The organism is Protofrankia sp. Cr2, assembly GCF_963555885.1.
Classification (GTDB): domain Bacteria; phylum Actinomycetota; class Actinomycetes; order Frankiales; family Frankiaceae; genus Protofrankia.
The window spans coordinates 45,106-50,709 of sequence record NZ_CAUVXG010000035.1; the positions used below are offsets into that span (position 1 = coordinate 45,106).

The 5,604-nt window shown below is 69.6% G+C and carries 5 protein-coding genes; 3 read left to right on the plus strand and 2 right to left on the minus strand.

The genetic code is table 11. The features are described 5' to 3' along the window. Together U9978_RS16160 and U9978_RS16165 are read right to left on the minus strand one after the other, a co-directional pair. A partial coding sequence (locus U9978_RS16160; RefSeq protein WP_322761964.1) for an AMP-binding protein occupies positions 1 to 1,480 on the minus strand: 1,480 nt, incomplete at its 3' end. 4 nt (positions 1,481 to 1,484) lie between these two features. After that, on the minus strand, positions 1,485 to 2,462 hold the full coding sequence (locus tag U9978_RS16165; protein ID WP_322761965.1) for a TIGR03621 family F420-dependent LLM class oxidoreductase: 978 nt from the start codon (positions 2,460 to 2,462) through the stop codon (positions 1,485 to 1,487). A 254-nt stretch (positions 2,463 to 2,716) separates the two neighbouring features. On the opposite strand from U9978_RS16165, the gene U9978_RS16170 reads away from it, so the two are divergent. The 3 genes from U9978_RS16170 to U9978_RS16180 all read left to right on the plus strand — a co-directional run bounded on the left by U9978_RS16170 (position 2,717) and on the right by U9978_RS16180 (position 5,437). Beyond that, a complete protein-coding gene (locus U9978_RS16170) occupies positions 2,717 to 3,817 on the plus strand; it encodes a phosphotransferase (protein WP_322761966.1) in 1,101 nt (366 codons plus the stop codon). Positions 3,818 to 3,978: 161 nt separating this feature from the next. Continuing rightward, positions 3,979 to 4,422: an antibiotic biosynthesis monooxygenase family protein gene (locus U9978_RS16175; protein ID WP_322761967.1), complete on the plus strand. Its 444-nt coding sequence runs from the start codon at positions 3,979 to 3,981 to the stop codon at positions 4,420 to 4,422. 31 nt (positions 4,423 to 4,453) lie between these two features. Beyond that, positions 4,454 to 5,437 (plus strand): SDR family NAD(P)-dependent oxidoreductase, encoded by a 984-nt coding sequence (locus U9978_RS16180; protein ID WP_322761968.1) that lies wholly within the window; start codon positions 4,454 to 4,456, stop codon positions 5,435 to 5,437. The last annotated feature ends 167 nt before the right edge of the window (positions 5,438 to 5,604 follow it).

Sequence of the window (5,604 nt, forward strand, 5' to 3'; positions counted from 1 at the left end):
CGGCACCGTAGGCAGCACGCAGGTCGCGTTTGTTGAGTTTGCCCATCGCGGTGCGCGGCAGGTCGGGCACGAACCTCACCGCACGTGGGCACTTGTAATGAGTCAGCCGGTCCCGGCACCAGGCGACGAGGTCCTCGCCTGCGAGCGCGGGATCCCTGGGCACCACGAGCGCCAGCAGCGCCTCGCCGAGATCGGGAACGGGCACGCCGATGACGGCCACGTCCTGCACGCCCGGGTGCGCCGCCAACACTGCCTCGGCCTCAGCCGGGTAGACGTTGACCCCGCCAGACACCACGAGGTCAGACGCCCGGTCGGTCAGGTAGAGGTACCCGTCCGCGTCGAGAAGACCGATCTCGCCCATGACGAAGTACCCGTCGCCGACGAAGCTGGCCGCCGTCTTGTCCGGGTCATGCAGGTACCGCGGACCGCCGTCGCGCCCGTTGCGCACGCACACCAGGCCCTCGGCGCCAATCGGAAGCTCCTGTCCGTATCCGTCTCGGATACTGACCTCGAACGGCGGCACCGCCTGGCCGACCGAACCTGGATGCGCGAGCCAGTCCGTCGAATCGATCGCCGTGACGGTACCGATCTCGGTAGAGCCGTAGGCTTCCACGACAACCGGGCCCATCCACTCGATCATCGCGCGCTTGACATCGGCAGGACATGGCGCTCCGGTGTGCGCGATCTGGCGCATGCTGCTGACATCGTGTCGGGTGCGCAGGTCGGCGGGCAGCGCCAGCAGCCGGGAGAAATGCGTCGGCACCATGGTCGAACTCGCGATCCGGTACCGGTCGATGGCCCCCAGCGCCGCGGCCGCGTCAAACCGCGGCAGCACAACCATCGGCGTGCCCCCCGCCAGGCAGCGCAGCCCGTGCAGCGGCCCGGTGTGGTGCAGTGGCCCCGCGACCAGGTGCGGCCCGAGCTGAGCGACCGCGCTGGCGGCGATGTTCGCCACGTGCTCGGCAACGGTCGCGCCGCCGGCAAACATCGCAAGAGCCTGCTCAGCCGCTTTGGGCACTCCAGAGGTACCGGAGGTGTACATGAGCGCCCGCCGTGGCGGCAGGTCGGCAGGCGGCTCGTGCCGCGGGGCGGCGGCGGCGAACTCAGCAAACGAGTCGACTACTACCGCTGCGGGGGCACCGGCCTGCCTGGCCACGGCCGCGGACTCCGGGCTGGCGAGGACCAGCCTGGCAGCGCTGTCGCGCAGGACGTGACCAGCCTCAGCCGGGCGGAGCTGCCAGTTCACCGGCACCGCCGACGCGCCGGCGTAGATCACGGCCAGGTGCGCGATCGCCGTCTGCACGCTGTTCTGCGCAAGGATCGCGACCCGCCGGTCCGGGCCGAGGTCCGCGCCGAGCAGCGCGTGGACTGCGCGGTTCAGCCAGTCGTTGAGTTCGGCCCAGGTCAGGTTCTCAGTGCCATCCGTTAGCGCCCAGCCAGCCGGATCCACTGCAGCGCGGTCGGCTATCCCTGCGACCATGCTGTCAGGTCCCGGCGAGGCGGGCGACGACCGGCGCGAAGTCTTCGAGCACCCGTGCGCCGACGGTGACATAGCTGATGCCGTAGCGTTCCCGCCGAGCCACGAGCCGCTCGCATATCTCGTCCACCGACCCCGCGAGGACGTGCGGGTGGTCGGCTAGCGTCTCGGGGGGCAGACCGAGCGCGCCCGACAGGTGCGCCTGCGCCTTCGGAGGGTCGACCCCGACCATGGTGAAATACGCGGCGATCTCAAGTTCCAGATGCTCGAACCGGTCACCGGCGCCCTCCCGGACCCAGCCGATCTTGCGGTCGGTGGCATCCGCCGTCGAGCTTCCGACGCCGTCCGAGCCGATGCGGCCTGAGCGGTTGTCGAAGTTCAGGCTGACGATGTCGGCCCGCCTTCCCGCCAGCCGCAGGATGCGCTCGCCACCCCCGCCGACCATGAAGGGCGGGCGCGGTGTCTGCACCGGGGCCGGCACGCCCTGGTAGCCACTCACCTGCACGTGCGTACCCGCCACGGCGATCTGCTCGCCGCTGAAGTGGGCCTCGAGCAGGTCTATGACCTCCTCAAGGCGCTGCAGGCGGACGCCGGGCCGGTCCCAGCGGATGCCCATGGCCCGGTACTCCGCCTCGATCCAGCCCGCGCCGAGCCCGATCTCCAAACGTCCGCCGGACAGAAAGTCGAGGGTGGCCAGCTCCTTGGCCAGCACCGCAGGCAGGTGATAGTCGATGCAGAGCACCCGGCAGCCGATCCGGATGGTGTCGGTCGCCGCGGCGGCAACGGCCATGGCGGGGATGGCAGCGAGATCCTGGACCGGGTGGCGGGTCTCCGCCTCCAGGGGGCCCGGCCCGAAGTAGTGATCGGCGAGGTGGAAAGCGGAGTAGCCGAGCTGCTCGGCCTCGCGGGCGAGGGTGCGCCACTGCTCAGCGGACGTCGCCTGGTACGCCTGCAGGCCGAACCTGAACGGTTTTGCTCGACTCACATGGCCCCCGCATCGGTCTCTGGGTGTGCCAGCATCCTCCCACGACCAGTGGGTATGTTCAATTACTAATCGATTGACTAATATGTTTCTGGGGCCGCGGGCAGCCCGTTGCGCCCGCAGAGGCGAACTGGCTGCTGGCCGGGCCTGAGTGCAGAACACTTCGGTGCCGGGCTACGCCGACAAGCGCGTGCTCGCCGCCAGGAGCCCAACGCCGCGGATCCAGCCACGGCAGACGACCCGAAGGAGGGCCGGATATGACTGAAATAGCCATCCCGACGTGCATCGCCGACATCACCCCGGCGTGGCTCACCGCCGCGCTCGGCACCACGCCAGCTCATGTGGTCGACGTCCACACGGAGCGGATCGGTGTCGGCATCGGGCTCATGGCGGACGAGTGGCGGGTTACGCTCACGTACGACCAGCCCTTGCCGAACCAGTTAGCGTCGGTAGTGGTGAAGCTGGCCGCCTCGGCCGGGGAGAACCGGGCCATCGCGCACGAACGCAACCTCTACGAATCCGAGGTGCGCTTCTACCGGGAACTGGCGCCCCAGACCAGGACGCGAGTGCCCCAATGCTTCCACGCCCGCAAGGCCAGCGACGGCGCCGACTTCGTCATCGTCATGGAGGACCTGAGCGCCCTGGGGATGGTCGATCAGCTCGCCGGCCTGAGCCTGGTGCAGGCGGAGCAGGCCGTGACTGCCCTTGCTGACCTCCACGCCTCCTGGTGGGGGAAGGTGTCGACGCCGGAGCTCGACTGGATCCCGAGCATCGTGCACCCGCGGATGAAGATGATGGCAGACCTGTGGCCGCAGCTGTGGCCTGTGTTCGTGCAGCGCTTCGGGACGGACCTGCCCGACGGCGGCGAGGCACTCGGCGAGGAGGTTCTCGACCGCTACTGGCCGTTCATGCAGCAACTGGCGGATGAGCCCTGGACCATCCTGCACATCGACTACCGCTGCGAGAACCTGATGTTCCAACGCGACGGAACCGGCCTCGTTGTACTCGACTGGCAGTCGATCGGCCGCGGGCCAGGAGCATACGACCTGGCCTATCTGCTCGGCGGCAGCCTCACGGCCGAGGTGCGCGCCGCCCACGAAGAGGCCCTGGTTGAGCGCTATCACCGCGAGCTGGTCAAAGGCGGGGTCCAGGACTACCCGCTCGACCGGCTGTGGGCGGCATACCGGCTTGCCCACCGCGTCGCCGGCACGGCGACGGCTGTGCTCGTCGGCGCGGGAACTGACCTCGGCAACGAGCGTGGCGTCGAGCTCGTGCGCACGATGACTAACCGGCACTTCTCTGCTGCCGTCGACGCCGCCCGCGTGGCCTCATCCCGGGACGCCCTGGCGCCCAGCTGACCGGCGGGCGGGTAAGAGCGTCCGGCAACAGGGGTGTGGATCAAGGAGCGGGGCTGGGGTGCGTGGATCGCGATGCGCGATGCGCGAGGTGCGTGCCCCGGCCCCGCGACGTGGCCGATGCGCGGCGCCGAGCCGCAGGCAGTTCGGAAGGGAACAGTCGTATGGCAACGCTGTTGGTCCACATCCGGGTACGTCCGGGGGCCGAGGAGCGCTTCGAACAGATCGCAAGCGAGCTTTACGCCGCGACCCACAGCCGCGAGCATGACGTCCGCCGCTACGAGTACTGGCGGGGCGAGGAGCCGGGGACGTACTACACGTTCGAATCTTTCGACAGGTTCGCAGGATTCCTCGCCCACGAGACCAGTCCGCACCATGAGGAAGCCAGGCCAGCTCTGCGCGACGTGCTGGAAGCGATCCGCCTCGAGTGGGTAGACCCGATCGGCGGGGCATCACCGCTGACGCCCACCGACATGCCGCCCCCGCAGCCGGACGCCACCGAACTCGAACGTACGCTCTCGGAACGCCTGGCAGCGCAGGTCCAGGACTGGTGGCTCCCGCTGCGAACGTCAGACCCCGCCAGCCGGGGCGGCGGTCCGGCACAGTGAGCCAGTGCGAAAGGCGAGACGAGGCGAGGCGATGACGGCATCGATTGAAGGACGCAAGGCCATCGTGACCGGGGCCGCTCAAGGACTCGGACTGGCCTACGCGCGGGCCCTGGCCCAGGCAGGCGCTCACGTTGCCGTGTGCGACTCCGACGCATCCGTCGAGGATCTGGCCTCCCACCTGACGGGCTGCCGCGGCTCCTTCTGGGCGACCGTCGCCGACGTGTCCTCGCCCGACGACGTCCGCCGTTTCGTCGACGGCGCAGCCGAGCGACTCGGCGGAATCGATATTGTCGTGAACAACGCCGCCGTGTGCCTGCCGACCAACCCGGTCAGCGACTCCTGGGACAAGGCCGTCGACGACTGCGACCGCACCCTCGGTACCAATCTCCGCGGCGTGTACCTCGTCGGCCGGGCCGCGATCCCCTACCTCGTGCGCCAGGGCGGTGACATCGTCAACGTGACCGCCGACCACATCCATACCTGCGGCTGGCCCGAGGCGCTGGACCACGCCGACGCTCCGGCCTGCCCATGGGCCAGTACCCCCCGGCCGCCCGGCGGCGGCCCGGCATTCGACCTCTACGACGCATCGAAGTGGGCTCTCAACGGCCTGACTCACTCCTGGGCCCGGGCGTTGCGCCCGCAGGGGGTCCGCGTGAACTCATTCGGCATGGGAGCGACAGACACCCCGATGTACTGGAGGTTCCTCGGCGACCGCCCGTCGGCGCCCGGGCTGATGGCAGCCGGGGACGTCGCCGCCGTCCTGCTCGACCTACTCGCCGAAGGCCCGCAGGGGCGGACGGGCGACAGCATCCAGCTATGGGTCGGCCATCCGTGCATCCTGCCGCCGGTAGCCACACTTCCCGCGGTCGTAGCCAGCAGTGAGGCACGTCCGGCTCGGAACGCTCCCGTCACTCACCAGGTAGAGCGCCCCGGATGGCTCGCGCCGGGTTTGCTGGAGACCCTCAAGCCAGGAGAAGCGAACGCCGGTGCCGGTGCCGGTGAAGTACCCCGCTGAGCTGCGGGAACGCGCGGTCCGGCTGGTGCTCGACGCGAAGGCCGAGCCGGACAGCAGCGGAAGGCGCTTCCGGGACTCTACTGTTCGCTTCGAAGGTCGCGGACGGGACACATCAGACCGGGCGTACCGGCGAACGTGCGGCGCGGCCAGCCGCTCACCAGCAGCGA